Genomic DNA, 26377 nt, shown 5'->3' on the forward strand with positions numbered 1-26377 from the left:
ACCAGTGGGAATATCTGGGCGTCTATCTGGAACAGGGATATCTGAAGCCGGACAATAATGCGGCGGAAAATGCGATCCGGCCTTTTGTGGTGGGCCGGAAGAATTGGCTTTTTGCGGGATCGCCCCGGGGAGCGGAGGCCAGCGCGTTGTTCTTCAGCCTGATCGAGACGGCCAAGGCCAACGGCCTGGAGCCCTTCGCCTACCTGAAGGTTTTATTTGAAAGACTCCCCCTGGCGACTTGCCGGGAAGACTACCAAGCCCTCCTGCCAACCCCGGATTTTAACCTCTCCAACGATTGATTCTTATCCCTGCCGGGTACTTCTTTGGACGCTTACTGTTCTGCTGCAGGGCGTTTCAAGAATCGAATATGGTTGGCCTTGGCTTTATCCGTTGGCCTTGATTTTTTGGGCGATGTGCTCCATGAGTCCGCCGCTGTCCAGAAGCTCCTGCATGAAGGGCGGGATGGGCTTGGTCCGGTAGGTTTTGCCCGTGGTTTCGTCGGTGATGACGCCCTTGTCGAAATCCACGGCCAGGACCGCGCCGTCTTCAATGGCGTCGGCTTCCGCGCATTCCAGGATGGGCAGGCCGGTGTTGAAGGCGTTGCGGTAGAAGATCCGGGCGAAGCTCTTGGCGATGACGCAGGTCACGCCGGCGGCCTTGATGGAAATGGGGGCGTGCTCCCGGGAGGAGCCGCAGCCGAAATTCTTGCCCGCCACCATGATGTCGCCTTTGCCGACTTTGCCTGCAAAGGCGGGGTCTGCGTCTTCCATGCAGTGTTTGGCCAGTTCGTCGGGATCGCTGGTGGTCAGATACCGGGCGGCTATGATCAGGTCCGTATCCACGTCGTCGCCGAAGGTCCAGACTTTTCCTTTGATATTTTCCATGATGGGTCTCCTTTTAGATATCGTCGGGTCCGGCGATTTTGCCTGCAATGGCCGAAGCCGCCGCCACGGCGGGGTTGGCCAAATAGACTTCGCTTTCCACGTGGCCCATGCGGCCCACAAAGTTGCGGTTGGTGGTGGCCACGGCCCGTTCTCCGGCGGCCAGGATGCCCATGTGTCCGCCCAGGCAGGGGCCGCAGGTCGGGGGGCTGATGACCGCGCCGGCCGACAGGAAGATGTCGAATAGTCCTTCCTCCATGGCCTGCCTGTAAATCTGGGGCGTGGCCGGGATGACGATGAGGCGCACGTTTTTGTCCGCCTTGTTTCCGGTGAGGATGCGGGCGGCGGACCGCATGTCTTCAATGCGGCCGTTGGTGCAGGAGCCGATGATGACCTGGTGGATGGGAACGTCTCCCACCTGGCTGATGGGCCTGGTGTTTTCCGGCAGATGGGGAAAGGCCACCTGGGGCTCCAGGTCCGACACGTCGTATTCGATGACCTTGGCGTATTGGGCGTCGGGATCGCTGGCGTAAAAAACGGGCTTGCGGATCACCCGGCCGTCCGCGTATTCCTTGGTGGTTGCGTCCGGGGCGATGATGCCGGCTTTGCCGCCGGCTTCGATGGCCATATTGGCCATGGTCAGCCTTTCGGCCATGGGCAGGGCGTCGATGACCTCGCCGGTGAATTCCATGGCCATGTACAGGGCGCCGTCCACGCCGATGTCGCCGATGGTGTGCAGGATCAGGTCCTTACCTTCCACGTGGGGCCTGAGCTTGCCTTTGTAAACGAACTTGATGCTTTCGGGAACCTTGAGCCACACCTCGCCCGTGATCATGGCGGCGGCCAGGTCCGTGCTGCCCACGCCCGTTGCAAAGGCGCCAAGGCCTCCGTAGGTGCAGGTATGGCTGTCAGCGCCGATGACAAGGTCGCCGGGGCCCACAATGCCTTTTTCGGGCAAGAGGGCGTGCTCCACGCCGGAGTCGCCGCCTTCGTACCAATGGGAAAGCTCCTGCTCCCTGGCGAAATCCCGCACCATCTTCACCTGCATGGCGGAGTTGATGTCCTTGGTGGGGGTGAAATGGTCAGGCACCAGCACAACGCGGTCCTTGTCAAACACCTTGGCGGCGCCGCTTTGCCGAAACAGCTTGATGGCAATGGGGGCCGTGATGTCGTTGCCCAGGGCGATGTCCACCCTGGCGTTGATCAGGTCCCCGGGGGACGCCTCCTCCTGGCCCGCGTGGGCGGCCAGAATTTTTTCAGCAATTGTCATTCCCATGGTTGGTCTCCGTTTACTCGTCGTCGGTCTTCAAAACGGCCAAAAAGGCGGATTGGGGGATTTCCACATTCCCGATCATCTTCATGCGCTTTTTGCCCTTTTTTTGCTTCTCCAGTAACTTGCGTTTACGCGAAATATCGCCGCCGTAGCATTTGGCCGTCACGTCCTTCCGGTAGGCCGAAATGGTCTTGCGGGCGATAATGGTCCCGCCGATGGCCCCCTGAATGGCGATTTTGAACATCTGCCGGGGTATTTCATCCTGCAGCTTGTCGCAGGCGTGCCTGGCCCGGTACACGGCGTTGTCCTTGTGCACCAGCATGGAGAGGGCGTCCACCCGGTCGCCGTTGATCAGGATATCCACCTTGACCAGGTTGCTGGGCTTGTATCCGGTGATTTCATAGTCAAAGGACCCGTAGCCCTGGGTGACGCTTTTCAGCTTGTCGTAAAAATCGTAGATGACTTCCGCCAGGGGCAGTTCAAAGGTCATTTCCATACGGTTGGCGGTCAAATATTGATAGCCCAGGTTGTTGCCGCGGCGGTCCAGGCAGAGCTTCATGACCGCGCCCATGTACCTGTCCGGCACGATGATGGCGGCCTTGATGTACGGCTCTTCCGAGGATTCGATCAAAGTGGGGTCCGGGTACAAAGCCGGGTTGTCCACGATCAGGGTTTCGCCGTCGCTCATGTTGATCCGGTACTGGACCGAAGGCGCGGTCAAAAGCAGGGACAGGTCGAACTCCCGCTCCAAACGCTCCTGAACCACTTCCAGATGCAAAAGCCCCAGAAATCCGCACCGGAACCCGAATCCCAAAGCCGCAGACGAGTCCTTTTCATAGGTCAGGGAAGCGTCGTTCAGCTTCAGCTTCTCCAGGGCCACGGCCAGGTCCGGGTAATCGTCCGAAGCCACGGGATAGATGGACGAAAACACCACGGGCTTGGCTTCCTTAAAGCCCGGCATGGGCTTGTCGCAGGGCGCCGATTTTAAGGTGATGGTGTCGCCGCACCTTGTATCGCTGACCGTTTTGATGCCCGCAATGATGTATCCGACCTCTCCGGCGGAAAGGGATTTTTTCGGTTTTCTTTCAATCTGGAAAAAACCGGTTTCCTCCACCTTGTAAGAGGCGTTGTTGTGCATGAATTTGATCGCGTCGCCCTTGCTCAGGGTTCCGTGGAACACCCGAAAATGAACGATGGTGCCCCGGAACGGGTCGTAGTGGGAGTCGAAAATCAGGGCCTTCAAAGGCGCGTCCGGGTCTCCCTTGGGGGGCGGCAACTGGGTGACGATGGCTTCCAGAAGGTCGGGCACGCCCGTGCCCTCCTTGGCGGAAACGCAAACCGCCTTATCCGGGTCCAGGCCCAGGTCCTCATCGATCTGGCCCATGACCCGGTCGATGTCCGCCGAGGGCAGGTCGATCTTGTTGATGACCGGGATGATTTCCAGGTCATGCTCCATGGCGAGATACAGGTTGGCCAGGGTCTGGGCTTCCACGCCCTGGCTGGCGTCGATGACCAAAAGCACGCCTTCGCAGGAGGCCAGGGCCCGGCTGACTTCGTAGGTGAAATCCGCATGGCCGGGGGTGTCGATCAGGTTCAGGACGTATTCCTTGCCGTCTTTGGCTTTGTAGGGCAGGCGGATGGTCTGGCTTTTGATGGTAATGCCGCGTTCCCGCTCGATGTCCATGGTGTCCAGAATCTGGTCTTTGAAATCCCGTTCGTTCACCACGTCGGTGGCCTGGATCAGGCGGTCGGCCAGGGTGGACTTGCCGTGGTCAATATGGGCGATAATGGAAAAATTACGTATACGATCCATACTCAACTTTCCGCTTGGGCGCGGTCTCTCCGGGCGCCCGACGTAAAACATTGCAGGGCGGTTAATAAGCAGCCAAAAAGACTCCGGAAACTCCCCGGAGTCTCCGGTCTTATGGTGAACCTGAATGTATAAACTCTTTTGAAGAAACTGTCAATCTTCCAAAATGCTCCACGGAAGACCCTGGATGCAGTCCTGATTGGGGTTCCGGTTTAATTGGGAACAGCTTTGTTGAATGGCGCTTTTTGACTGAAAACATCTATACATAGTCGATTCGTGATATGAATAGTATTGGTTAACAGCTTCTTTTGTCGTTGAAATTATGAAATTAGAATGGTATTGTTTTATGAATTGCGCGTCCATCCTGCAATCAGATAAATTCAAGGCCGTTAACTCAGTAGTCTTCATTTTCAATTTGCCGCCATCCCAAGGGACGGCTTCGCAATCAATTCTAATGTAAATGAGGAAGTGATGAATGATAATATTCGCTTGAGCGGTCTTGATCCACTCAATGTTATGAAATATGCAGTTGAGGTTCTTCCAGCCACCCGGTGGGCTGTGGGGGTGGTGGGGCTTGCAGCGGCTGCGGCAATAATCATGGCGCTCGGGAAATCCCCGATTTTTGCTGTTGTTGCAGTAACGGGCATCTTTGTAGCAATGGTCGCAATGTTTATTTTTTCACAGCTTTTGACTATCACGTCTACAGCGGTCAGGCCTGTGGCTATCGTTCTTATGTGGTTTATGTCAATTACGTTCATGGCGGCCGTCGTGGTTGTTTTCACTTCCGCGTTTTTTAATGGGCCATGGCCGCTGCGGGACAGCCTTTTTAAGTCAGCCTTAGCCGCCCGCGCCGGGGATTTTGGCCATACTGAAGCGGCGGAAGCAATAAAAGGCTTGTCAACTGAAGCCTTGAAGCAAATTGTATTCTTGAATGACGCCCATCACAAGGTAGGTTATTTTCGGGCGAATTCCAATATGTATGTCTTGTCGTCCATACCTGCCGAAGTGAAAGAACTGGATGCTCAAAACCTAATTGCTTGGTCGCGCCCATTGGATGAATATGGGGAAATTGTTTCTCGCAACGGGCTTCGATTGATTTTCGGAGAAGTCCATTCTCCCCAGGAAGTGATGATTGACAGGTCGTCACCGGACTTTGAGGCGTTAAAATCGTTTGAGTACAGACTTAATAATCAAGGCCTCTCGATTTTTCATTTCATGTTGGATACGGTAATTAAGCAACTGGAAAAAAAATAATAGGTTGAGAATCGGCATATAGCGTATCTTTTCATATCAGTGTTAATTGGTTACGAGGGAAAAATCCGATTCGCAGGTGCAGGGCTCGCCCTGCCCAAAACGCGCTGGCGCGTCAGAAAAGGTATGCCCCTAACCAACTCCATTCGCCCGCCGAACAATCCAAAATTCCACAATCTTCACCGGCCGCACCTTTTGGCCTCTGGCCCCAGGCATTGCATGTCTGGGCCGCCCAAACAAAAAGCGCCTCATCATACTTTTTCGGACTCCATCCTTTTCTCTGCCATGACAAAGCGCACCGCCCGTCTCCAATGACACGCAAAATGGACTTGAACAAGAAAGGCTTGATATCTTAGATTGTGACGCCGCAGACCAAAAATGCGTGGGCCGCCAGGATTTCTGTGGATTGGGAAGGCGGAACCTTGACGGTATTGACTCCCGAAGGCCTCACAAAACCCTCGAAAAAAACAATCCCGGCATTACACCTTGAGTAAGATAGCGTATCCCACCATGTTGGGGCTCAGGCGGTTTATGAAGTCGGGAATGTCGAACAGGGTGTTCCGGCCATAATAAGGATCCATGATTGCAATCCTGCCGTCCTTCTCCCGGGCCATGACGAAATGCAGCACTCCGTCGTCGTCCACAATCAGGTAGATGACCCGAAGCCCGGAGTCTTTCAGCAGCCTGTCCAGAATCTCCCGTTCATCCTCATAGAACTCCGTGGGCAGTCCTTGGAATTCCGCTTTCAGGGCGGTTTCATAATAGGTTTTCAGCAGGCTTTTATGCAGGGTCTTTCTGGGCGTCTTCCAGAACACCTTGATGTCCGGCGGGGATATGTTTTTACGCAGCAGCTTCACGTCCACGCCAAGGGAGGCGGCGTACATAGCCATCTTGGCCGGCAGGCTCCCCAGCGACATGGGATGCTTGACATGCTTCCATATTTCCATTTCCCGTTTTTCGGAAAGGCCGGGCATTCCAAGTTCATGCAGGGCGGTCATCATCACGGCGGGGCCGCAGGAGTTGAATTTGGATTGCTTCCAAAAGGCCAAAGGCGCGGGTTGCTTCATGAACAAATTCCTTTAAACAGACCGGCTGGAAAAACTACTATTGATAATAGATATCAAAAGCGTTGATTCACGTCAATCGCGTCCATGCATACGGGCCGAAAAACGCCTGATTGCGACTGCCGTTAAAGAATAGGCATTGTTTGACCGATAGGCAACAAGGACGCCCATATCCGTCCTAAAATGGAGTGAATCATGGAAATTTTTGCATCACAAGCTGCTTTGGCCTATATGGCCTATATGCCTTCGTTTCAGAATACCAGCGCCCCTTCCAGGGAAAGCGAGGAGTCATACCCTTTTGATCTCAAGGACAAGGTGTCCATCTCCCGGGAGGCCGCGGACCTGTATCAGAACATTGCCGGCCATAATGAAATGGGAGAGCCGGAGTTTGCGGAAGAAGCCAATGAAGCCGGGGAGGGAAGCGAGTCCGGCGAGGCCAGGGAGACTGGGGAGGACGGCGAATCCGCCGAAAGAGGTGTTTCCAACGAGGCGGAGTTGAGCGAAGGAGAGAAGGAAATGGTGCGTGAGCTGCAGGCGCGGGACAAAGAAGTCCGGGCGCATGAGGCCGCACACATGGCCGCCGGAGGCGGCGTGGTCAAGTCGGGCGCGACATTTTCCTACCAGCAGGGGCCGGACGGCAAGCGTTACGCCGTAGGCGGCGAGGTGCAGGTGGACACGTCCCGGGAATCCGAACCCGAAGCCACCTTGCAGAAGATGCAGCAGGTCAAGAGGGCCGCCCTGGCGCCGGCCAGCCCGTCAGGCCAGGATCGGTCCGTAGCCGCCAGGGCCACCAAAATCATGATGGAAGCGCGTGCTGAAGTTGCGGAGCAGACCAGGGCCGAATCGGAAGCCGAAACAACGGGCGAAACGGAAGATCCTACGGAAATGGAAAACGCGCCGGAAGCAGCCCCGGCCGATAGCGATGGACGGGTCGATTCCTCGGAAGCCGAAACCCGGGAGCCCGCGGAACAGGCCGCTTCTCAACCCCGTCAAAGGACTGTTTCACGGTCCGGCGACGTCAATTACGGAAGGGATCCTGGGGATTTTTCCGCAACCGGATGACAGGTCCATATCCCAGCTTGCGCCGCCGCCATGACGGTGCAAAAAATTATATTTCCAATAAATATTTCCCTTGCCCATCATAAGCTCAATTTGTTTAAATAAAAAATTGTCCCGCCCGGTTTAGACGGAATGTTCCCCGCACAAGACGGCCAGGAGAGGCTTTGCAGGAAAATAGCGAACAAATAGCCAATAAAGTCAGGGCTCTGGAGGTTGAGACTCTCAGGCAGAAGAGGCTTTTAACCCGCCTTGAGGGCCTTACCAACCTCAAAGAAAAATTGATTTTTCCTTTCTCTCAGGAAGAAAAGGTGAACCTGATCGTCCGGGAGATCGTCCGTATTTTTGACGCGGATTTCGCCAGAATCTGGCTGGTTGGCCCCGGGGACAGGTGCGAAAAAGGCTGCTTCCACGCCCAAGCGCCCATCGGCCCCCACTATTGCGCAGACAAGACCCAATGCCTTCATCTTGTTTCAAGCTCCGGCCGGTACACCAATTTGGAAGGCCGGCATGCCCGGGTTCCCTTTGGCGCATATAAAATCGGCCTGATCGGGTCGGGCGCCCTGCCTGACTTCTTCACCAACGAGGTGACCACCGATCCCAGGGTCCATAACCATGAATGGGCCAAAGAACTTGGGCTTCAATCCTTTTACGGCCATCGTCTGTTATCGGACGACGGACAGGTTTCCGGGGTTCTGGCCGTGTTCAGCCGGCATAAAATTCCGCCTGAGGAGTTCGCCCTTTTACGGAGCCTGGCGGCAACCGCCGCCCAGGCCATTAACGCCTCTTTTACGGAAAAGGCCCTGAGAGAAAGCGAAGCCCGCCTGCGCAATGTTTTTGACAATATGCAGGATTGCTTTTACAGGACCGACCTGAAAGGCCGCATTACCTGGGCCAGTCCCTCCACGCCCAGACTGTTGGGCTATGAAATGGAAGAAGTGCTCCATCAGGATATTAAAAACCTTTTCTATTTCAGACCAGCGGACAGGGAAAAGTTCCTGGCAAAGCTCAACGTGACGGGCAAGGTTACGGATGTAGAAGTAAAACTAAAGCATAAGGACGGCTCGCCTATCTGGGTCAGCACGAACTCAGCCTATTACAAGGACGCCAAAGGCGCCGTGGCCGGCGTTGAGGGAAGTTTTCGGGACGTCAGCCAGCGAAAACGGCGGATGGAGGAGATCGCCCGTCATCAGGACCATTTGGAGGAAATGGTCGAGGAAAGAACCCGGGCTCTTGTAGAAAGCGAGCAGAAGTACAGGGCTTTGTTTGAAAACTCGGGAAACGCTATTTTTGTACTTACCAAAGACAGTGTGGTGGATTGCAACGTCAAAGCCGCAGAGGTTTTCAGGGTTCCCCAGGAAGACCTGATCAATCAGCACCCCCTGGCGTATTCAACCCCCACGCAGCCGGGAGGAGAGGACTCGTTTATGCTTGGCGAAAAGCTGCTGGCCAGGGCCTTTGAGGGCGAGGAGCTTTTTCTTGAATGGCGATATCAACGGCCGGACGGGTCTATTTTCGATTCCGAAGTCATCCTAAACCCGGTGAGCATAGGAGGCGTTCCTTTTATTATTGGCACAGTGGCGGACATTACGGAAAGAAAGCGGGCCGAGGCTCAGCGGTCCATGCTCATCAAAATATTGGAATCCACCTCGGACATGGTTTCCTTTTCCACTCCTGACATGCAGATTACCTATATCAATCCGGCCGGGAGGCGCATAATCGGCCTGGACAAGGGGGATGAATTCCCTCTGGTCAAAGACGTCATGACGCCTGAGGCCTTTGACATCATTTCCCGGGAGGGCGCTCCCGCAGCCGTTGAACACGGCCACTGGAGCGGAGAAACCGCTCTGGCCGTGAAGGACGGAACCGAAATTCCAGTATCCCAGGTCATTATGTCCCATAAGGACGCGGAGGGGCGGGTGGAGAATTTCTCCACCATCATCCGCGACATCTCCGGCCCCAAGAAAACAGAGGAGGAGTTGGAGCGTCTCAGGGACTTCCTGAGCGCCGTGATCGACTCCATGCCTTCCGTGCTGGTCGGGCTGGATGAACAGGGAAGAATCACACGGTGGAACACCAAAACCGAGGAGCTGCTTGGCAAGACCTCGGCTCAGGTCCGGGGCAGGCTCCTTTCCGAAGTCTTTCCCCATAACCCCGATATATTAAAAATGGTGGATGAGGCCATTGAAAATGAAAAGGTTTCCGAGCAGCTTAAGGCGCCTATTCAATTTCAAGGAATGCTTCGATTCTGGGATGTTACCGTTTATCCCCTTTCGGAAAGCGCCATGAAAGGCGCCGTCATCCGGGTGGACGATGTGACCGAGCGCGTTCGCTTGGAAGAGATGATGATTCAATCGGAAAAAATGCTGTCCGTGGGAGGGCTGGCCGCGGGCATGGCGCACGAAATCAACAACCCCCTGGCCGGCATCATTCAAAATGTGCAGGTTTTGGAAAAGCGCCTGGGAACGGGCTTGTCCAAAAACCACAATGTGGCTGAGGAAGCCGGGACTTCCATGGACGCCATTGCCAGGTATCTGGAAAAACGGGATCTTTTACGGGTGATGCAGGCCATCAGGGAATCCGGAGGCCGGGCCGCGGCCATTGTCAACAACATGCTTGACTTCAGCCGCAAGGGGGATTCGGCTTTTCTGCCCCAGGATTTGTGCCAGATGATGGACCAGACCATCGAATTGGCGTCCAGCGATTTTGACCTGAAAAAACGCTACGACTTCCGGCAGATAAAAATCCAAAAAGACTACCAGGACTGCATGCCCAAGATCCGGTGCGAAAAAACCAAAGTGCAGCAAGTGATTTTGAACCTGTTGCAAAATGCCGCCCAGGCCATGTCCGGACAGCGGGATGATGACAATCCTCCTGAAATCGCCATCAGGATTTTTTTCAAGGATGATAAGGCGTGCATCGAAGTTGAGGATAACGGTCCCGGCATGGATGAAAGCATTCGCAAGAGGGTGTTCGAGCCTTTTTTCACCACCAAGGAAATTGGCGTGGGGACGGGGCTTGGCTTGTCTGTTTCTTATTTCATTGTCACGGAAAACCATAACGGAACCATGCACGTGGAATCCGCCCCGGGCAAAGGCGCCAAGTTCACCATTTGCCTGCCGGTCGAAAAAATCTAATCAAAAAATCAGGATAAACGCCGCCGGTACAGGGTGGGATCCACGGCCCGGGCCATGGCCGCCTCGTCCAGGCCGCCGCCCAGAAACTCGTTCATGATTCCCGCCCCTTCCTCGGGAGCGGCGATGAGCCCCTTGTAGTTGATAGTCAGGACTTCCATATTGGATTGCCTGTGCAGCCAATCCAGGACCATGGCCAGGTGCTTGCTGAAAGCCGCGGCCATTTCATCGTCGCCGCGTTCCTCCTCAATCCCTTCGCCAAGCATGGCCGCCTGCGAGGCCAGGATCTCCCGAATATCTCTTTGCACGAAAAGCACTTTGAATTTTTCAGAGAATAAAAGGTCGTACAACAGGGGCGAAACCACTTTGACCGCCTTGCCGCGCATCTCGTGCAGCCAGGAGTTATCTTCCTCCAGGCTAAGGGTTTTCTGCAATTCGTAATATCCCCGGGGGTTATCCTTGTCCGGCTTGCGAACGTTGTCCGTAACGGCTTCCACGCCGCCTTGCTCCAGCATTTGCATGACTAGGGACGTGCCTGACCTGGGCAGGCCGGAAACAATGATTACAGGCTCGTTCTTCATAATGTCACCCCGGATGCTCCAATCCGCCCCGCCGAGCTTACTTGATGTATCCCAACCCCTTGAGACGCCGGTCTATTGCCGCGTCTTCCTCCGGCGAGGCCAGCTTGGACAACTCTTTTTCAATAACGTGGTGCACGAACTCCTCCAGGCTGGAATACCCAAGGCTTTCGGCCGCCCATTTGGCCTCGGAATACACTAAAGGATCAATGCTTATTTTAGGCATGTTTGCGCCTCCTGTTAAGTGAATTTAAGACTTTGCCTTCCGCGATCTTCTTGTTTGGATCGGCTTTGACCCTAAAGTCCACATAAACGGGCTTCTGATCCCCGAGAGGATCCATAGGGCCCGCCGGCATCGAAGCGGCGCCTCTTATAGAGGCTCTTCGCCCTACACGGGCGTGGAAATCCGCCATGCAACCGAATCCTCGCTTGGTTTTCCAATTTTGAGGGCTGCTCCGTCCATGAAACCGGGGACGTCCACGCCGAACATTTTAAGCACCGTAGGCGCAATGTCGGCGATATGCGGGTCCTCCTTGCTAAAGTGCTTGTTGCAGAATAACACTCCGGGAACATGCGAGGGATCCACGCAGTGGTCGCCGCTCCATACCCGGTTGTTCTCCTGAAACACCTTGTCTCCCACCGCGCCGGAGGCCGTCTCCCAGGAAACGCGATAGCCCCGGGCGAACCCCACGACAAGGTCCGGGCTTTCATGAGCGTAGGGGCCTTTGAAGATTTCTTTGGCATGATATACATTGGTAATGGGCGCGGCTTCCATTTCGGGATGGATGAGGCTTTTCAGCTCCCCTGCAATTTTCTCCGCTAATTTGCGGGCTTCCAAACCCCGGTTGACTATCCCCAGAGGCTCCCGGCCTTTGATATTCAGGTAAACGCCCGCCAGCCCAAAGGCGTAGGCCTTGGTTCGGCTCCAGTCGATGCTTGAAAGGTTTTTGTCTGACTTGGGGTTTTCCAGCCGTTTCAGGTATCCCTTTTGCTCAAGCCAGCAGTTTAAATCCACGGCGTGATTGAACGGCGCAAACCCATGGTCCGACGCCACCATAAAAACCGACCGTTGATCCCTGCATTCCTCCAACGCCTCGCCCGCCAGTTTGTCCATGCGCATGTAGACGTCTTTGATGGGATTGTCCTGATCCCGGCCGGCGGACTGCAACTGGTCCCAAAAGCAATGCTGGATGCGGTCCGGACCGTCAAAAACGCATGCAATCAGACCCTGTTTGGTGGTTTTTAAAGCGTGCAGGAACATGTTTCTCCGCTCATTTTCCACGGACAGGCATTGATCCAAAAAGGCCGTTTTATCCAAAATTCCCGCTTCCAGCGCTTGCGTGTCCTCGGGCATGCCCAGGGTGGCGTAAGGGCCTATTTTACGAGCCAGAAAGGAAGCGTAGGCGGCAGGCTGCGAGATGGGCGCGGCAGGCCTCGCCGGATCAATATGAACGGGCGAGACGTACAGGGCGAATTCCGGCTGACTGCTTACCAGCAAAAACCGGCAAATCCCGTGAACATGCACCCCCGGAGCCGCCTTGAACCGCACTTTGGTCCAGGGGGAGAAAACGCCTTGCTCCAAGGAAAGGCGTGTCTTGCCGATCTTCAGGCTGGCCTGGCCGCCGGAAAGGACTTCAACCGAAAATGAAGTTTTAAGATCCTCACCGTCATCTTCAAATGGGTCTGCCGGTCCTGTCAGAACTCCGTGGATCGTCCCGTCGATCAACTCCACCTTGTGGAGGTCTCCCTCTGAGTCTTCAAACCGGTTTTCGCCCGTGTAATAGCAGGAAAAGACGCCTTGCGTCCCCCGGATGTCCGGGGTATGGGCTCCGGCGAGGATGGCTCCGTGGAATTCCCCCGCAGGGAAGCTCACCGGGACGCGCAGGATCTGGCTGTATATTTGCTTATCCCCCAGGATTTCCCAGAATGGCTTGCTTTTCCGCAACAAACGCTGGGGCGCCACGCCCCGGGGGATTTTGAACTTGCCAAGGCGAATATGGGGCGCGGCCCCGCCGGCCTTGACGGAGCTTAAAACCGGAGCGTAAGAAGCTCTGCTCCTGGCTAAAAAATCAAAGATGCCGTGTTTGCCCGGGTTCGTCCCGGTCTGAAAGGTGGACCAGGCGACCGGGGTGATTGCAGGGGCTGTCGTGTTGAGCTTTTTGAAGCACCCTTGTGTAGCAAGGCGTTGGAAGTTGGGCAGCAGTCCTTGGTCCATAAAGTCCTGGGCCAACTCGGGGTCGAATCCGTCAATGCCCAGGATGACGCATTTCTGGATAGGCCTGTTTTTCAATACCTTTCGGGTGGCCCTATCCTTCAAAAAGAGGCGAACCGGCCAGATGAGCGCTAACAGCAAAGCGGCGCCACAACCAATGATCGCAGGCAGGTATGATCCGGCCAGGGCGATTCCGGCGCCCGGGCCTATATAGGCCCAGGCCTGCCCGGGCGCCGTCAGGCAGTATAGGCCGGCAAATAGGATGACTTGGGAAATTAAGCATGGTTTTTGCTTCTTCAAAACGGTGATTCTCTCCTTAACCGATATAGCCCAATGAGCGTGTATCCCCTTCCATTTCAGGACCTTCCTTCGGGAGATTTTTTTGGAGAGGATGTTCTTAAGTTTGGCGGAATGGCGTCTCCCGGTCGAAGCCGGGATTGCGTGATCCCCCATCACATGCCCTTGATCCGTCTGCTGCAGCCTGCCGGCGTTTCTGGGGAGCGGAAGGCGCTCCCACATCAAAACAGCGGGCGTTTTCCGCGTGGTGGAGAAACCCGGCTGATCTGGGCTTGTCCCAAATGGATCTGAGGCTCCGGGCGTACATGCCGGTATAACCCGTGCAAGGACGCCGCTGGAGACAAGCCGAGGTAAAGCCGCGACAGTAGATGTTGTTCATTCAAATTGTATGCAGAAAATGTCTGCATTTCTTGTAACCGAGTCCTCATCCGCGGTCAAGCCCGTTCAGGGGGGGCAGGGTTCAATTTTATATCCTGAACGCTTCTAAATTAAAAAAGAGTCACCTATGCGGCATAAAAGGGAAGACCCAACTGTGTGGATATGAAGGCGGCGCAAGGGCCGGAAAAGGCATTTATTGGATTTGCATTGCCTGAGCCGCTTCCTTGTACGGTTTGGGCGCGGCCTGGCCCCATATTTTGGGGACGGGGGGGCTGAACGATGGATTTTCCGCACATTTAACCGGCGCGGATTGTTTTTGCATCCTTCTCAGGGGCATTCCGGGTAAATGGCCGTTGACCCTCAATGGGATTTCACGTATCAAGGTGGCTGCGATGCAGGTTCAGGGAACAGGAGGATACATTCAGCATGACCCACAGGCCGAAAAAAACTTTCCCAGGCGTTTCGCCCTATATATCAAAAGGCTCTGCGTTGGTTTTGGGCCTGATTTTTGTTGCCGGGGGCGCCGCCAAGGTTGTGGATATGACCGAAGCCGTCCGCCAGGCGGGCGGTTACGCCATCGTCAACGACAGGACCATGCTTTTGTTTTTGGTCTGGGCGCTTACGGCCGCCGAGTTTGCCGTGGGCGCGGCGTTAATCATCCGTTACCGGGTCCGATGGGCGCTGGCCGGCGCAGCCGCCATGCTGGCTGTTTTTTTGGTTGCTCTCGGCTGGGCGTGGGGGACCGGGGTTACACAGGATTGCGGATGCTTCGGCCAATGGGCGTCCCGATCGCCAGGGCAGGCGTTTGTGGAGGACCTGGTCCTGCTTTTGCTGCTTGTTTTGGCCTGGTTTCACGGGGATTACAAAAAAAGCCTCGCCAAGTTGACCGTCGTGATCGCTGCATTGCTCCTCGCCCTCGGGCTGCCCTTTGCTTTCGGCTTCACCTTGGATTCGGTGATTCTCCCGGGGGCGGAAGGCCCGCCCGTGGAGCCCTTGACTATTCTAAGCGGCGAAACCGTGGATTGGTCCGCCTCTCCGTACCTTGTTGAACTGATGAGCACGGATTGCCTGCATTGCCAGGAATCCGTCATGGACGTGAATATTTTAGGCGATTCCCCAGGAATGCCGCCGATCATGGCTTTAAGTTACGACTCGCGAGAGGCGGTCGCCTTGTTCCAGGAAAAGTTTTTTCCCGAGTATCCCATCCTTCGAATTCCCGAAGACCATTTCTGGCGCTTGGTGGGCGCCGGGTCGTCGCCCAGGTTTCTGTTGGTCGTCCAGGGCCATGTGACGCACGCCTGGGAGGAAAGGCCGCCCGAGGCCCAGGAGGTTTTGAACGCACTGGAGGCCCGGCAATGAATTTTTTGTCATTGGATCTCTTGCTGACCGCTTTTCCCGCGGCTTCCTGCCTGTTTTTTCTGGTGCAGTGTTCGAGGATCGCCGTTATAGCCAAACCCATCGTTTTATCCAGCCGCAGGCATTTTTCCTTTATCGCCATTCCGGTCATGGTTATGGTGGGGGTCTCCATGTACAAGATTACGGTCATCCCCGGCTACATTCCCGAGCGCGTGTATTTTGTCATCGCCGCCGTGTTTTTCGCCGTCTGCGCAGGCGTAATTTTAAAGCGCGGGGATTGGTACTACATGTTCGCAGCGGACAAAAAGGCGCTTTTCTCCGTTTTAAGACAAAGCCTGCTTGGCTGGGGAATCCAATTTCAGGAAAACAAGGCCCCGGAGGGAGAGGGCTCGGAGCATCTGACGGAATTCGTCCTGGAGGACGTCCCGGCCCGGCTGAGGGTGTCGGTGTATCAGGGGCAGGACATGGCGCAGATCGGAGCGGTTCCCTCGGACAACAGGCTTTTGGGCTGCTTGATGTCGGACCTGAAAAAGCAGGCCGCCCAACTGGGCGGGAGCAGGGGAGTCTCCGGCTTCCTCATCACGGCATGCATACTTTCCGGGTTGGCAGCCTATTGGACGTACACCAATATTCATTCCATGGACGACGCCTGGTTTGCGGAAAAAGGGCGCACATATCTGGAAATGAAAAAGCACCATGCCGCCATTGCCACCTTTAACGCAGCCTTGGAGAAAAATCCCAGGAACATTGCCGCCCTTCGTTGGCGCGGCAAGACTTACGAAGAGACAGGCAGGGAGGACCTGGCCCTGGCGGACTGGCAAAAAGCCCTGGACCTGGACCCGAATAATAGCGATATAATGGCCCATGCGGCGCGCATTTTGTTTTTATCCAGGGAGCAAGGCCAAAAAAGCCGGGCCATGAGGCTGGCCCGAAAGGCCGTCAGCTTGCAGCCGGACAATGTTTTCGTCCTGGACACCCTGGCCTGGATTTTAGCGGGCATGGGCGAGTTTGAAGAGGCGGCGGAGCATCAGGAGAAGGTCCTGGTGATTCTGGGCCGGAAAAAGGCGGACTCCGCCTTGATGCAGAGAGTCACCGCCAGGCTGAACGCCTACAAGCTGGGCAAACCGGCTCCGGCGCAGCCCTGATGCCATAGCGGCGCCGCCGGAAAATTTGATCTCGGCCGGAAAAGCATTATTGTTATAAAAGGCAAGGCGATAACAGTCCGGTGGATACGCCTGACAAGAAAATATTATTTGAAGAGAAGGCCCATTGCGATTGCCGCCAGGCTTTGGGCCTGTCTGATGGGAGGTGCGTTATGACGATGGAACACATGATTCGACTTATTGCGGGAACAATGATCCTGCTTTCCATATTTTTAAGCCTGATTCACAGCCCCTATTGGCTGCTTTTGACCGGTTTTGTGGGAGCGAACCTCCTGCAAAGCGCCTTTACCAAATGGTGCCTGATGGAAGACATCCTGACCAAGCTGGGAGTCGACAAGGGGTGTTGAAACCAGAGTAACAGGAGGCGACTGAATGGCCAAGGTGATCCTGTTGCAGCCTCGCCAGAGGCTGCTGGAAAGGGCTCGCAATTATGTGGATTCCCCGGACCTGTTCGCTGAAAATATGCAGCGGGCGGTCCGGGAGCTCATCAAAGTCCTGCCGGTCGCCGACGGCCCCCTCCGCCATAAGATCATGATTCTCCTGGCCGGCTACGCCAAAGACCAGGCGGTCGAGCCTTTGTACGGCATTCTTAAAGACGAAGACCAGCCTCCCAGAACCAGGCATTACGCCGCGGTGCAGCTTTGCGCCGTTCTGCCCTTTGTGAAGGACGCACAACCCGTAATTGATCTGCTTGAAAAAGACCTTGTCTGCCCGGACGCGAACCTAAGGCGTTACGCCACAACCGCCATGGGTTGGCAATGCAACACCCCGGCCTTTGTCTTGCTGACCCGGCGCTTGTATGACGACGACCTGGGCGTAAGGCTGGCTGCGGTCAACTCACTCTGCAATTGCGGGGACGCCAGGGCTCTGCCTTTGCTTTTGGAGCGTTTGGAAGAGGCTCCTTTGGAGGAAAAACGGGCCATTTTATTCAATTTATGGAGGCTGGAAAGGCCGGAGCTCCAGCTTTCCCACATTTACAAACAATACCTTACGGACCAAGCTCCGGAATTGCGCCTGGCCGCCCTGGCCTTGCTGACTTTCTCCCACAGGGACCAGGAGTCCCATCTGCTTATAAAACCCTGCCTTTCGGACGAGGATCACAGGGTGCGCAGGCTCGCCTTGGAACGGCTCATGGACTGCGACCTCAAAACCCTTGGCGCCTTTGAGCAGGAAATCCGCCGGCTGCTGAATGACTCCAATATGGATATCAAACGCAGCGCCTTGAACGCCTTAAAAATGTTGGAAAATTAGCCGGGTCCGCTCCATGGATAAACAGGGCGGGCTTTGGCGAAGCAGCGAAAAGGACTAGGAACGGGGCTGTTCAATGGGCAGTTGGACGATGAATTTGGCGCCTTTGCCCGGCGCGGACTCCACCCGCATGCTGCCATGATGATTGTTGACCACAATAAAATACGCCACGAACAAGCCAAGGCCGGTTCCTTCCCCCACGTCCTTTGTGGTGAAAAAGGGCTCAAAGATTTTCGAGCGAAGTTCCTCCGGCACTCCGGGGCCGTTGTCCTCCACTTCAATATCCACCATATCGCCGTTCCGGTGCAATCCCAGGCGAATTTCAGGATTGATGCTCTTCGAGCTTCCGTTGGTCATGGCCTGGGACGCGTTTCTCAATAAGTTTAGCATGACTTGCTGAATTTTGCCGGCCTCGCACATGACCTCAGGCAGGGAGTCCTCATAGTCGCGAATTATTTTTATGCTGCGGAAATCGTATTTCTTTTTCAGGTCATAGTCGCTGGCGGCGAGCTCCAGGGTCTTATCCGTCAGTTCTGCAAGGCTTCGGCGCTCCGGCTGGGGACGATTCATGCGGCTGAACGAAAGCATGTTATCCACAATGGCGGAAGCGCGTTCGCCCGAATCCCTTATCAAGGATAACAACCGCATGATTTCCCTGGCTTCCAGGTAGGCGTTGACGGCTTCCATGCTTGTGTTGCATTTTTCGGCGACAGCTTTGTTTTTGGGCAACTCCGTGGACAACCGATTGATAACCACCTGCATGTTTTGGAGAATGCCGGCCAGGGGATTGTTGATTTCATGAGCCACGCCTGCGGCAAGCCCTCCGACTGACAGCATTTTTTCCGACTGGATGATGATTTCGTCCAAGGCCACCCGTTCCGACACGTCGTCCACCCGGATGACGGCGCCGCTCCGCCGCCCGGATACAAGGGGAAAAAGGGTGATGTCTGCATGGATCTCCTTGCCGTTGATTTCAAGAGGCTGTTTTTCAGACTTAAAGGGCCTGCCCTCCTTGATCGTCCCTTTGGCCTTTTTCAACCAGGGGCGAAGGGCCGGTAGAAGATCCTGTAAATATTGGCCTTGGGCCTGGGCCATGTTGAGATTAATCTGCCGTTCAGCCTCCGAGTTCCAATGGGTAATCCTCCCCTCCGAGTCAATGCCCACAAGCATGGACGGCATGGAGTTGATGATGCTTTCCAGCATGTCCTGCAATTCTTTCAGCTGTGCGTTTCTTTCCCGAACTTCCTGTTCAGCCGACTGGCGCTCTTTCAGCTCCCGGTTGATTTTTCCAAAAGCCTTGGCCAGGCGGATTTTCATATCCCCAAAGGCCGCCCATAACCTGCCTACTTCGTCGTTTTTGTTGGGGGTATCCCACATTGTTTCCTGGGGGACGCCTTTGCTGAAGTCCGTTTTTTCCAGGACATTGACTTGTTTGACAAGGTCCGCAAGGGGGCGGGCGATGCGGTTGAGCGTTGTAAAAGCGTTTACCACAGTGATGAACACCATGAATCCGCCAAAAAGCAGCAGGACGTATATGCTGCGGGCGCGCAGCTCGTCGAGTTTTTGCGAGGCCTCCGTGCTTACGCGGAAAACATGCGTCAAAATCCGCTGGGAGCAAATTTGCATCTGATCGGATAACAGTCTTTTGGAGAACTTAAAGCGTTTGCTTTCCTCCTCGCTGATGGCTTTCGGATCCATGGCTTTGAGGGCCTGAATTTCTATGTTCAGCTTGTTGTAATGGTTTTTGAGCATGTCCAGGTTGTTAAGCACCCGGGTCATGGGTTCTGAGTTTTCATGGCGCCCTATGGAGTCCATGATGTCGTCAAACTGGTAACGCCACTGCTTTTCGGAGCGTTGATCGTGCTTCATAAGGTATTCGTGGGTGAGGGCGTTTAATGTACTGGTTTTATGCAGCAATTCATTAGCGTAATTGTAGGTTTCGATTTGCTTTTTCATGGATTGGGAAAAACTTAAGAGAAGAACGAACAACAGGCATACAAGGACTACGGAAGCCGCTGCATTATACCGCAATCTGGTGGATATTTTCATTCCCGGCTCCTTAGAGCAAATCCGAAACTATAGATGGTTGGCATTTTTTTTTGAGGGAGTCATCCTTTTTGCCTGACAATGGTCACCGCTTGGGGTTCTATTTCCTCAAGGGGGGCGCAATATACGAATCGGGTGAAATCCGGAATAAGCCTGTCATCCCTATACCGGTTCTCTACCATCCAGGCCGCCTCGTTTTCCATGGTCATTAGCAGCACCTGATCAAGGGAAAGCCTGAAGCTCGTTTCCTTCCAAAACAAGGTGAGAGGCTCCTGATCCATGTTAATCAGTTCGCCTAATTCCTTTTGCGCCTGCGCCGGCTGATCATTCATGAAACCTGTGGTCCTTTTTAATGCGAGTACTATTTTTTTCAGGACGTTTGGACTCTTGGCGGCAAAATCCTTTGTGGAGGCCGTGCAAATGGAAATCCGATAAACGCTTGATGACGGGACTTTCACAGCGCGGCCCGGATTATCCTTTAAGGCCGTGTATGCATGGGGCTCCCAGATGGAAACAGCCTGTATCTCACCTGATTTTAAAAGGTCTGCGGCATTTTGCGGTTTAATGGGCTGCGTGTTGACCTCTTGGGGCAGAATGCGGTTGTAAGCCAGCAAGGAATCCAGAAAAAGCTGAGAAATGGTTCCGGGTACTAAGCCGACGGTCTTGCCTTTCAGGTCGGAAGCGGTCTTTACGCCAAGATCTTGACGGGCAATTACTTTTACTCCCTCATAACTGGTCGTAAAGGTGCAAAATATAAAAAAATCGTCCCGATTGAAACCGTTGGCCACCACCGGGGTGGTGGCCACGACGCTCACGTCCGCCTCGCCTCGCAGCATGGCCTCAAAAGCCGTCTTTCCGCTGGAGTATTCGTCCTCCCAGGCCACGTCCAGGCCTGCTTCGGCGAAAAATCCCCTGCTCTGGGCTAACAGGACCGGAGCGGTGATAACGCCTTTGGGCACGGCAAGGCGCACTTTTTCCATGATTTCAGGCGCTTCTTGGACACTTTCCTTCGTATGAGACGCCCAATACGCCCCAAAGCCTATGGCCAACACCGCGAAAATCAATACCAATTGCCTGATGATCGACATGGCGTTTCCCTTGCATCTAACAAAAAACATTCGTTAATGGGGTAAAAAAATATGCAAAATACAGGCCACGCTACAGAAAGACGGCGGCTTGAAAAGGAACGGCGGATCTGCGGCTGCTATGGCTTCCGCCCCGATTCCGCTGATAAGGTCAACGCGGAATCGGGGCGGCGTGTGGCCGGAAGATTATACTCAGCGTGAGGCATGGAGCGAAAGGCTACTTGGCGCGAAAATCCTCCAGGTGCTCCAGCAACTCTTCCAGAATTTCTCCGGTGTCCGGGGAATCCAGGCTTTCCTGCCAAATGGTGACGGCGTTTTTCCGGATCGCCGCCATTTCTTCCGGGCTTACGGGCATCTCCTTAAGGCCGTATTCCTTCATGGCTTGCAGGCTCTTTGCGTTGTCCGAACGCACCCCGGCGACAAAGCGCTTAACCACGTCGGCGCGGATTTTGTAATAGTGATCCTTATAGGGCTCGGGCATGGTTGACCAGGTTTTCCAGTCCACGGCGATCATGGCCGGGGCGTACCGCAACTTGTACGGACTCACGTACTTGATGGAGGAGTAAAGCTGGGTTCCCAGGATCCAGGCCGCGGAAGCGGTGATGGCGTCGCCCACTCCCTGGCGCAGGGCCGGCGGCGCTTCAGGCATATTCACGGAGATGGGGCTGGCGCCCAGGCTTTTGTACAGCCTTTCCTCCACATCGCCGAACCACGACAGGATTTTGGCGTCCTTGTAATCCTGGAGTTTGCTCATGTCATATTTGGTGGAATAGATGGAGCAAATGTCCTCGTCAATCCAGGCTATGCACATGTAGCCGTTTTTCTTGGCGATTTCATCAAACTCCTCGCTCATTTCCTGCTTGATGTAATCCACCTCGTCGTAATTGTTGAACAAAAAGGGCAGGGTGACCACTTCCATTTCCGGCACCGCGATGAGAACGCCCTGGCCGGACCAGCCTGCGCCCTGCAACTGGCCGATGCGCATTTTGGAGACGAAGTCCTCGTCGTCGCCCATGACGCCGCCCCAGTAGACCTTGACTTCCAGCGTGCCCTGGGTGGCCTCTTCCACCGCCGGGATGACGATGTTTTTAATTTGCTTGGCCCAGCCGATTCCGTCCGGAGCGATGGTTCCGAACTTCCAGCGGTCCTTCCATTCTTCGGCGCCGGCCGGCATGGCTAACAGGACGGAAAAAAGCGCGGCCCATACAATCAGTAAAAATGCTTGTTTTTTCACCACAATCACCTCTCGTTTAGCTTGGTTCTTAGCGTTTTCCTGGCTTGCCCCCCCGTCAAGTCGTTAAAACAGGGCGATTGACTAAACAAACAGCCAGGGATTTTCCCTTGCCGCCATTTTATGTGAGGATTGATTTTTGCGCCATGTCCGGCTTGATTTATGGTTCGGGTCTAAGGCCTGAGTCCGTCTCTTTGTTCCACCCGTTTTCGGCAAAGAGGAAAGAACTCACCCCGGGAGTATGCATCAAACGGCATGCGTGCAGGTTGGCGTAAAAAGTCGGCGTCCGCCGTCCCGCGTCCTCAATAAAATGATAAAAAGCGAATTGTTACGATTCAAGAAATGCAGGCGGGCCGGAACGGTCCGCTCAAGTTGTTGCCTCCGGGCTGACTAATCAAGCCTGTCAGCCCGGAGGCATTATAACACATTATGAAAATTTATGCGTCTGCGTCGGCGGCCCAGTAGGACAAAATGCCGCCGGAAACGGTTTTTGCGTTATAGCCGTGCTGCGTCAAAATGCGCTCCGCAAAATAAGCGCGCTGGCTTACGTAGCAGTATGCCCAGATTTCCTTGTCCTTGGGAAGGGAATCCAGGTTTTTTCTCAAAGAGTCCAAAGGCATGTTGATGGCGCCTTCGGCGAAGCCCGTGGCGTATTCCTCGGGATCCCGGACGTCTATGAGGATTCCGTCGAAATTTTCCAACTCGGGCCAATGGACGATTTTGGACACGCCTTTAAGCACGTTGGCCGCGATCATGCCCGCCATGTTCACCGGGTCCTTGGCCGAGCCGTACTGGGGAGCGTAGCATAATTCCGCTTCCTCCAGGTCGTAAACCGTGGCGCCCATCTGGATGGCCATGGCCACCACGTCGATGCGCTTTTCCACGCCGGCCAGTCCGACCGCCTGGGCGCCCAAAACCCTGCCGTCCTCCTTGGCGAAAATGAGCTTGAAGGACATTTGCTGAGCGCCGGGATAATAGGTGGCGTTGCTGAAAGGATGGCTATACACCTTTTCATACTCGATGACCTTGCCGTCCCTGGCCATGAGGCCCAGGCTTTTTTCCGTCTCGCCCGTGCTTGCCACGGTCATGCCCAATACGCCGCAGACCGCCGTGCCCTGCACTCCGCGGAAAGGCTTGGGCTTGTCCGGGTTCAAAATGACGTCAGCCACCAGCCTGCCCTGCCTGTTGGCCGGGCCGGCCAGGGGAATCAGGCGCTTGCCGCCCATGACGTAGCCTTCCACTTCCACGGCGTCGCCCACGGCGAATATGTTGGGGTCATTGGTATGCATGAACCCGTCCACCGCAATGCCGCCCCGGGGGCCCAGATCCAGGCCGGCTGCCTTGGCAAGCCCGGTCTCGGGCCTGACGCCGATGGCCATGATGACAATATCCGCTGCAATCTGCTCGCCCGAAGCAAGGTTCACCAAAGGCTTGTCGTCGGGACCGTTTTCAAAGCTCTGGACCGCCGAACCCAGGTATAAATCCACCCGCATGGAGTCCAGGTGCTCGTTGACCATGGTGGCCATTTCCTTGTCCAAAACCGGCATGACGTGCTCGGCCATTTCAATGACCGAAACCTGCATGCCGATGTGGTGCAGGTTTTCCGCCATTTCCAGGCCGATGAATCCGCCGCCCACCACCACGGCGCTCTTGGCCTGGCCGTTGCCGGTCATTTCCTTGATGGCCCGGATGTCGGGAATGTTCCGCACCGTAAACACGGCAGGATGGTCGATGCCTTCCAAAGGCGGACGCAAGGGCGCGGCGCCCGGGGACAGGACCAGGTAATCGTAGGTCTCGTCGTAGGTTTCACCCGTGGTCATGCTGCGGATCGTGACGGTTTTGTTTTCCCGGTCGATCTTGGTCACTTCGCACTGAATGCGCACGTCAATGGCAAAGCGATCCCGGAACAACTCCGGGGAAGCCACCAGCAGGTCCTCCTCTTCCTTGATGACTTCGCCCACGTGATAGGGCAGGCCGCAGTTGGCGAAGGACACAAAAGGCCCCCGCTCGATCATTATGATTTCCGCTTCTTCCGAAAGCCTGCGTGAGCGCGCAGCGCAGGAAGCGCCGCCGGCGACTCCGCCGACAATAACTATTTTTGGGGTGTTCATTGTGTATTACTCCTCCTGAAATTAGCAAATACAACCCGAGGTTCGTTACCACGGTCAGCGCGGCGTATCAACACCCGGCGGCATACAAGCCGGATTTTAGTTCAGGATTTGGAAATACTTTCAGATTAACTGTCAGGATGCTGAAAAAAGTGAGGTATGCTATGAGCAAAAGAGCGGCGTCCTTGCAAGCCCGCCCGCCAAAATGGAAAAAACGGAAAACCCGGACAAAGCCGCCGGTCTTTTGGGCCGCGCTTGCCGTGCACAGAGGTCGGAAGACCGCACCCCCACGCGAGTGCGTCAAGCCGTCATCCCCGCGAACGCGGGGACCCAGCGTCCTTGTTGATTTAAAGACCAAGGACGCTGGATTCCCGTCAACTACGCTTGGGAATGACAAACTTTATTAATCCCACGCGCGCAGCGCATTTTAAAGGTATTTGCCCCTCCATTTTCAAAAAGAGGGCCGCCGGAGGCGGTCTTTTACAGGCAGGCGGGCCGGGCGCCCCGTGTTTGCGGGGCCTCCGGCGCGCCTGACTTTTAAGCCCAGCGCTTATATTTTTGTCAAAAGCCAAGCCGGGCCTTATCCTATGCGCGGCCGTTTTTTGTTTTTAAATTGCTTTTGGTAGATGGCGATTTCCTTCCATCGCTCCTTTTCCACCCGGTTGGCGGATTTTTCCTGGCGCTGGTTCAAAAATTCCAACTCCCTTTGCATCTTGAGATAATTCTGCAAGCGGGCCGGTTTGAGCACGCCGATCTCCACGGCTTCGCGAACCCGGCATCCCGGCTCGTGCTCGTGGGTGCAGTCCGCGTAATGGCATTCCTGGGCCAAAGCCTGGATGTCCGGGAAGGCCTCGTCAATGCCTCCTGCATCGTCCCACAGGGCGATTTCCCGGATGCCCGGATTGTCCAGGATCATTCCCGCGCCGGGTATGGGAATGATGTCCCTTGTCGTGGTGGTGTGCACGCCTTTACCCACGGCTTCGCTCACCTCCTTGGCGGCGCGGATTTCCGCGCCGGACAACTGGTTGACCAGGGTGGACTTTCCGGCGCCTGACGAGCCCAACAGGGCCGCGGTCTGGCCTGTGGGTATAAATTGCCGGAGGACTTCCACGCCTTCCCCCGTTCGCGCGGAAATCGTGAAGACAGGCACGCCGAAAGCCACGGATTCCACCTCGGCCGCGCAATCCTGGGGCGCGGGGTGGAGGTCGGCCTTGTTCAGGATCACCACCGGGCTGCATCCGCAGTTGTATATCAGCGTGAGATACCGTTCGATGCGCCGGACGTTATAGTCCCGATCCAGGCCGCAGACGATGAACACCGTGTCCAGGTTAGCGGCGATCACCTGCCCCCGCACCGCCGATTCGGCCCGGCCGTGGCGTGCGCCCGAGGCGCCGCGGGAGAGGGCGTTTTTTCTGGGCAGAACGTGGGCGATGATCGCGTCTCGCATTAAAACCCAGTCCCCGGCCGCGGGAAACAGGCTGTCCGGGCTGTCGTCATGATACAACCGGCCCGCGGCGGTCGCCAATATTTCCCGGTCGCCGTCATGCACGATAAAGGCGTTTTTTCTGACTCCAATAATCCGAGCGGGGGTCAGGTTGGGGTCGTCAAAGCTATATGCGTTATTTTCAAAAAAGCCGTTCCAGCCCAAATTATCCAAACTCATGACATTATCCTCCATGTCATACACAATGCGCCAACACATAATGGCGCCTTAAAAAAACTTAAAAATCAACAGGATAAATAAAACAAGTCGGAGGATGCAGCTATAGGGCGGTATTGCGCTGTCAAGATGAGAGCAGGAGAAGTCAGCTCCTGCGCGGGATGTTTTTCCGGCCGAGGCCGGTCTTGTGCAATAATCCGCCTAAGGCTGCATGCCTGCAAGGGCGGCGGTCACAAGATCCATTTTCATGCTGTTGAACAAAAAACCTCCATAAGCGCGGAGAGCGCCATGGTTGAGTAAGATTCGGGGACAAAGGGCGTCCCTTTCGGCCGTGCAATAACAGGATGGGCGGCCGCTTGTCAAGCATGTTGGAGGGCGGCGGCCCGGAAACTATTTGCAGGCAGATGTATATGCAATATTCTCCGCTGCTTGAGTTTCTTAAAACGGTGTGTTAATGTGCGGGCTCCATTTTGGAAATACACGGAATCTTTGTGACCGGCGTAAGAGATCCTTGGGACTGATTTTCTAATTTCCTATATAAAATCA

General features: G+C 55.2%; 20 protein-coding genes. 8 read left to right on the forward strand and 12 right to left on the reverse strand.

What is annotated here, in order from left to right; all coding sequences use genetic code 11:
- The coding region (locus BUE18_RS07775; RefSeq protein ID WP_139264646.1) for an IS66 family transposase at positions 1–299 on the forward strand (299 nt) is incomplete at its 5' end.
- 84 nt (positions 300–383) lie between these two features.
- Here BUE18_RS07775 and BUE18_RS07780 read toward each other — a convergent pair.
- The 3 genes from BUE18_RS07780 to lepA are packed head-to-tail and all read right to left on the reverse strand — an operon-like array spanning position 384 to position 3967.
- The gene (locus BUE18_RS07780) at positions 384–884 is read right to left on the reverse strand and encodes a 3-isopropylmalate dehydratase small subunit (protein WP_073474615.1); all 501 of its coding nucleotides are present in this window, start codon (positions 882–884) and stop codon (positions 384–386) included.
- A gap of 13 nt (positions 885–897) precedes the next feature.
- Positions 898–2157, reverse strand: coding sequence for a 3-isopropylmalate dehydratase large subunit (gene leuC, locus BUE18_RS07785; RefSeq protein WP_073474616.1), 1260 nt, complete (start codon positions 2155–2157; stop codon positions 898–900).
- A 13-nt stretch (positions 2158–2170) separates the two neighbouring features.
- Complete coding sequence (gene lepA, locus BUE18_RS07790; RefSeq protein ID WP_073474618.1) at positions 2171–3967, reverse strand: translation elongation factor 4; 1797 nt, start codon at positions 3965–3967, stop codon at positions 2171–2173.
- Positions 3968–4435: 468 nt separating this feature from the next.
- Here lepA and BUE18_RS07795 point away from each other — a divergent pair, with 468 nt between their 5' ends.
- Positions 4436–5218, forward strand: coding sequence for a hypothetical protein (locus BUE18_RS07795; protein WP_073474620.1), 783 nt, complete (start codon positions 4436–4438; stop codon positions 5216–5218).
- Positions 5219–5694: 476 nt separating this feature from the next.
- Here BUE18_RS07795 and BUE18_RS07800 read toward each other — a convergent pair whose 3' ends face one another.
- Positions 5695–6282, reverse strand: a complete 588-nt coding sequence (locus BUE18_RS07800) for a peptidase C39 family protein (RefSeq protein WP_073474622.1) — start codon at positions 6280–6282, stop codon at positions 5695–5697.
- Between the two features lie 192 nt (positions 6283–6474).
- Between BUE18_RS07800 and BUE18_RS07805 the strand changes: the two genes are divergently transcribed.
- Positions 6475–7341 (forward strand): putative metalloprotease CJM1_0395 family protein, encoded by an 867-nt coding sequence (locus BUE18_RS07805; protein ID WP_073474624.1) that lies wholly within the window; start codon positions 6475–6477, stop codon positions 7339–7341.
- Between the two features lie 161 nt (positions 7342–7502).
- A complete protein-coding gene (locus tag BUE18_RS07810) occupies positions 7503–10472 on the forward strand; it encodes a PAS domain-containing sensor histidine kinase (RefSeq protein ID WP_073474626.1) in 2970 nt (989 codons plus the stop codon).
- An 8-nt stretch (positions 10473–10480) separates the two neighbouring features.
- On the opposite strand, the gene BUE18_RS07815 is transcribed toward BUE18_RS07810, so the two are convergent.
- From BUE18_RS07815 to BUE18_RS07825, 3 genes are all read right to left on the reverse strand, one after another.
- Positions 10481–11050 carry a sulfotransferase domain-containing protein gene (locus BUE18_RS07815; RefSeq protein WP_073474628.1) on the reverse strand — a complete coding sequence of 190 codons (570 nt, stop codon included), beginning with the start codon at positions 11048–11050 and terminating at the stop codon, positions 10481–10483.
- Between the two features lie 37 nt (positions 11051–11087).
- Positions 11088–11273, reverse strand: coding sequence for a hypothetical protein (locus BUE18_RS07820; RefSeq protein WP_073474630.1), 186 nt, complete (start codon positions 11271–11273; stop codon positions 11088–11090).
- Positions 11274–11435: 162 nt separating this feature from the next.
- Positions 11436–13559 carry an alkaline phosphatase family protein gene (locus BUE18_RS07825; protein ID WP_170868298.1) on the reverse strand — a complete coding sequence of 708 codons (2124 nt, stop codon included), beginning with the start codon at positions 13557–13559 and terminating at the stop codon, positions 11436–11438.
- An 801-nt stretch (positions 13560–14360) separates the two neighbouring features.
- Between BUE18_RS07825 and BUE18_RS07830 the strand changes: the two genes are divergently transcribed.
- The 4 genes from BUE18_RS07830 (at position 14361) to BUE18_RS07845 (ending at position 17704) form a co-directional block, all read left to right on the forward strand.
- On the forward strand, positions 14361–15293 hold the full coding sequence (locus BUE18_RS07830; protein WP_073474632.1) for a MauE/DoxX family redox-associated membrane protein: 933 nt from the start codon (positions 14361–14363) through the stop codon (positions 15291–15293).
- Positions 15290–16435: a tetratricopeptide repeat protein gene (locus tag BUE18_RS07835; protein WP_073474634.1), complete on the forward strand. Its 1146-nt coding sequence runs from the start codon at positions 15290–15292 to the stop codon at positions 16433–16435. Before BUE18_RS07830 ends, BUE18_RS07835 begins: the two co-directional genes overlap by 4 nt.
- A gap of 170 nt (positions 16436–16605) precedes the next feature.
- Positions 16606–16800, forward strand: a complete 195-nt coding sequence (locus BUE18_RS07840; protein WP_073474636.1) for a YgaP family membrane protein — start codon at positions 16606–16608, stop codon at positions 16798–16800.
- Positions 16801–16825: 25 nt separating this feature from the next.
- Positions 16826–17704: a HEAT repeat domain-containing protein gene (locus BUE18_RS07845; RefSeq protein WP_073474638.1), complete on the forward strand. Its 879-nt coding sequence runs from the start codon at positions 16826–16828 to the stop codon at positions 17702–17704.
- A 54-nt stretch (positions 17705–17758) separates the two neighbouring features.
- On the opposite strand, the gene BUE18_RS07850 is transcribed toward BUE18_RS07845, so the two are convergent.
- From BUE18_RS07850 to rsgA, 5 genes are all read right to left on the reverse strand, one after another.
- On the reverse strand, positions 17759–19750 hold the full coding sequence (locus BUE18_RS07850) for an ATP-binding protein (protein WP_073474640.1): 1992 nt from the start codon (positions 19748–19750) through the stop codon (positions 17759–17761).
- Between the two features lie 59 nt (positions 19751–19809).
- Positions 19810–20835, reverse strand: coding sequence for an ABC transporter substrate-binding protein (locus BUE18_RS07855; RefSeq protein WP_073474642.1), 1026 nt, complete (start codon positions 20833–20835; stop codon positions 19810–19812).
- Positions 20836–21049: 214 nt separating this feature from the next.
- The gene (locus tag BUE18_RS07860; protein ID WP_244549296.1) at positions 21050–22066 is read right to left on the reverse strand and encodes a TRAP transporter substrate-binding protein; all 1017 of its coding nucleotides are present in this window, start codon (positions 22064–22066) and stop codon (positions 21050–21052) included.
- Positions 22067–22500: 434 nt separating this feature from the next.
- Positions 22501–24174 (reverse strand): FAD-dependent oxidoreductase, encoded by a 1674-nt coding sequence (locus tag BUE18_RS07865; RefSeq protein WP_073474644.1) that lies wholly within the window; start codon positions 24172–24174, stop codon positions 22501–22503.
- 577 nt (positions 24175–24751) lie between these two features.
- Entirely contained in the window at positions 24752–25834 is a 1083-nt protein-coding gene (rsgA, locus tag BUE18_RS07870) for a ribosome small subunit-dependent GTPase A (RefSeq protein WP_073474892.1), read from the reverse strand.
- Positions 25835–26377 lie beyond the last annotated feature (543 nt).

It is taken from the genome of Desulfatibacillum alkenivorans DSM 16219 (assembly GCF_900142135.1).
GTDB classification, from domain to species: Bacteria; Desulfobacterota; Desulfobacteria; order Desulfobacterales; family Desulfatibacillaceae; genus Desulfatibacillum; species Desulfatibacillum alkenivorans.

What these genes read in the sequence shown, in the direction of transcription:
- BUE18_RS07780 (WP_073474615.1), bottom strand. Translation starts at nt 884, where the DNA reads ATGGAAAATATCAAAGGAAAAGTCTGGACCTTCGGCGACGACGTGGAT.
- leuC (WP_073474616.1), bottom strand. Translation starts at nt 2,157, where the DNA reads ATGGGAATGACAATTGCTGAAAAAATTCTGGCCGCCCACGCGGGCCAG.
- lepA (WP_073474618.1), bottom strand. Translation starts at nt 3,967, where the DNA reads ATGGATCGTATACGTAATTTTTCCATTATCGCCCATATTGACCACGGC.
- BUE18_RS07795 (WP_073474620.1), top strand. Translation starts at nt 4,436, where the DNA reads ATGAATGATAATATTCGCTTGAGCGGTCTTGATCCACTCAATGTTATG.
- BUE18_RS07800 (WP_073474622.1), bottom strand. Translation starts at nt 6,282, where the DNA reads ATGAAGCAACCCGCGCCTTTGGCCTTTTGGAAGCAATCCAAATTCAAC.
- BUE18_RS07805 (WP_073474624.1), top strand. Translation starts at nt 6,475, where the DNA reads ATGGAAATTTTTGCATCACAAGCTGCTTTGGCCTATATGGCCTATATG.
- BUE18_RS07815 (WP_073474628.1), bottom strand. Translation starts at nt 11,050, where the DNA reads ATGAAGAACGAGCCTGTAATCATTGTTTCCGGCCTGCCCAGGTCAGGC.
- BUE18_RS07820 (WP_073474630.1), bottom strand. Translation starts at nt 11,273, where the DNA reads ATGCCTAAAATAAGCATTGATCCTTTAGTGTATTCCGAGGCCAAATGG.
- BUE18_RS07830 (WP_073474632.1), top strand. Translation starts at nt 14,361, where the DNA reads ATGACCCACAGGCCGAAAAAAACTTTCCCAGGCGTTTCGCCCTATATA.
- BUE18_RS07835 (WP_073474634.1), top strand. Translation starts at nt 15,290, where the DNA reads ATGAATTTTTTGTCATTGGATCTCTTGCTGACCGCTTTTCCCGCGGCT.
- BUE18_RS07840 (WP_073474636.1), top strand. Translation starts at nt 16,606, where the DNA reads ATGACGATGGAACACATGATTCGACTTATTGCGGGAACAATGATCCTG.
- BUE18_RS07845 (WP_073474638.1), top strand. Translation starts at nt 16,826, where the DNA reads ATGGCCAAGGTGATCCTGTTGCAGCCTCGCCAGAGGCTGCTGGAAAGG.
- BUE18_RS07850 (WP_073474640.1), bottom strand. Translation starts at nt 19,750, where the DNA reads ATGAAAATATCCACCAGATTGCGGTATAATGCAGCGGCTTCCGTAGTC.
- BUE18_RS07855 (WP_073474642.1), bottom strand. Translation starts at nt 20,835, where the DNA reads ATGTCGATCATCAGGCAATTGGTATTGATTTTCGCGGTGTTGGCCATA.
- BUE18_RS07865 (WP_073474644.1), bottom strand. Translation starts at nt 24,174, where the DNA reads ATGAACACCCCAAAAATAGTTATTGTCGGCGGAGTCGCCGGCGGCGCT.
- rsgA (WP_073474892.1), bottom strand. Translation starts at nt 25,834, where the DNA reads ATGAGTTTGGATAATTTGGGCTGGAACGGCTTTTTTGAAAATAACGCA.